Annotated in this window: 5 protein-coding genes; all 5 read left to right on the top strand. The window is 41.1% G+C overall.

The window, feature by feature from the left end; translation table 11 throughout:
* The coding region (locus ACWGB8_RS38100; RefSeq protein WP_452218240.1) for a hypothetical protein at window positions 1–304 on the top strand (304 nt) is incomplete at its 5' end.
* 12 nt (window positions 305–316) lie between these two features.
* Complete coding sequence (locus ACWGB8_RS38095) at window positions 317–538, top strand: hypothetical protein (RefSeq protein ID WP_377895748.1); 222 nt, start codon at window positions 317–319, stop codon at window positions 536–538.
* The gene (locus ACWGB8_RS38090; RefSeq protein WP_377957825.1) at window positions 516–806 is read left to right on the top strand and encodes an IDEAL domain-containing protein; all 291 of its coding nucleotides are present in this window, start codon (window positions 516–518) and stop codon (window positions 804–806) included. The genes ACWGB8_RS38095 and ACWGB8_RS38090 overlap by 23 nt, the downstream gene beginning before the upstream one ends.
* Window positions 803–1099 carry a hypothetical protein gene (locus ACWGB8_RS38085; protein ID WP_377455248.1) on the top strand — a complete coding sequence of 99 codons (297 nt, stop codon included), beginning with the start codon at window positions 803–805 and terminating at the stop codon, window positions 1097–1099. The genes ACWGB8_RS38090 and ACWGB8_RS38085 overlap by 4 nt, the downstream gene beginning before the upstream one ends.
* A 64-nt stretch (window positions 1100–1163) precedes the next feature.
* Window positions 1164–1421 (top strand): hypothetical protein, encoded by a 258-nt coding sequence (locus ACWGB8_RS38080; protein ID WP_380715712.1) that lies wholly within the window; start codon window positions 1164–1166, stop codon window positions 1419–1421.
* The last annotated feature ends 324 nt before the right edge of the window (window positions 1422–1745 follow it).

Raw genomic sequence — 1745 nt, 5'->3', positions numbered from 1 at the left:
ACCGGCTATTGTATTCGTAGCTAAAGAAAAAGAGATAAGATTTTTGTGTGATGGGCCAGATTGTGGGGATTGGTCAGACGAAAGATTGGATGTAAGTATAGAGGACATTACAGATGCTCTTGTAATCGTTAGGAAAGATAAAAGTATACCTGATGATAGCGATGTTGAGGATTTTTACAGATTTTTAGGGAAATTGAAATTTGGACCAGATGCTTCGGACATTAAAAAGTATTATAAGCCAGTACACATCGCATTGACGGAAGAACAATACAAAATCATTGAAGATCGGCGGAATGATTGGTAAGGAGGGCGCGTCATGGCTTTATATATCATGCTACAGGATTACGATTTTTCCTGGAAGAGCAAAGAGATAGAAGCCGTCAAAACGCAATGGACCGAGGGTGTACCTATTAACGAGATAGCAGCGAGCATTAAAAGACCGATAAAAGAAGTTTTTCTCTTAATCTATGACCTTTTAGACAACGGGCAGTTAGAAAAGCGAGAGGGGAGCATATATGGCATGGCTAAAAGTGGGTGACTGGGTTAGCTTCACTTGTGATCATGTCCGGCTTTTAATGGGGAAAGTATCGCGGTTAGATGGTTCTATCATCATGGTTAAAGTTGGTAGAAAGGTATATTATAGAAAACGGAAAGATGAGCTTCAGAAGATACCGCAGAGAGACGCGCCAAAATTCGATTCTGACGAGCTGAGAGCGATGATTGACATAGCGTTAGATGCAAAAGATAGGAAATGGTTCGGGGAGCTTACAGAGCAATTAAAACGACTTGAGGGGGAAACGCAGTGAGCGTCAGCGTTATAGGGAATGGAAGTTATATATTGGTCAAAGAATCAGGCGGAAAAGAGGCACTAGTTTATAAGATTAATGAAATTTTAGAGATTTACGCGGGCAGATATAAGGCAGTGAAATTCAAAAAAGAACAAATCCCATTCTTTAAAAAAAGTTTAGATAGATTTAAGAGAGAGCAAAGAAATGAAGTGCTTGAATTTTCTCAAGGGGACACAACAATAAAATTCACAAAAGAGGAAATCCCATTCCTTGAAGAGTGTTTGAAGCAGCTGAAGGGGGAAGCGGAATGATCCAAAAGATGAAAGGAACCATCTGCAAAGTTAGAGGATACCACAAGATAAACGATTCCAATACGTGCGCCACATGCGGGCGCACACGAAAAAAATTCAAATGGTGGGAGCTGATATGAAAATGATTAAAAGAGAAGTAGTTTCACAGTATGGCGGCATGGTGAAGCGGGTACAGGAAGAAGAGTTTGTAACGCACAATGATAAATCGCTTATCCAGGAAACGCGAACGCTGTTCATCATGGGGCTTCCTGTGAAGTCAAAGACTACTTTGCGGCCGGCGGGTCTGAGAGATAGCATCAGAATGTCTTGGGGTGCTGTCTGATGATTAAAGCGGTGAAAAATAGCGGGATGACGTGGATAGATTTAGTGCGGAAATACTTTCCCGATGCGAACGATAAGCAATGTGATTTTATATTGTGGGAAAAAACTGCATACCCTTTAGTGCCTGCGGAAACTATTGAAAATCAGTTACGGGAATACCGAACAATCATGTTTGCAGATAGAAGGAGTAACCGGATCAATAAGGAGGATGCTGAATGAAAGCACTTCTACGTGAAATAGGTTTTATCGTCTTTATCAGCTTGATTCAAGGGCTGACGGTCGGGGTTGCTGCTTATATCATTCTGACTTTTTGGGAGGTTGCTAA

The organism is Kitasatospora sp. NPDC054939 (assembly GCF_053610105.1).
The sequence above is the reverse complement of the archived record's forward strand: the minus strand, read 5'-3'. Positions and strand labels throughout refer to the sequence as shown.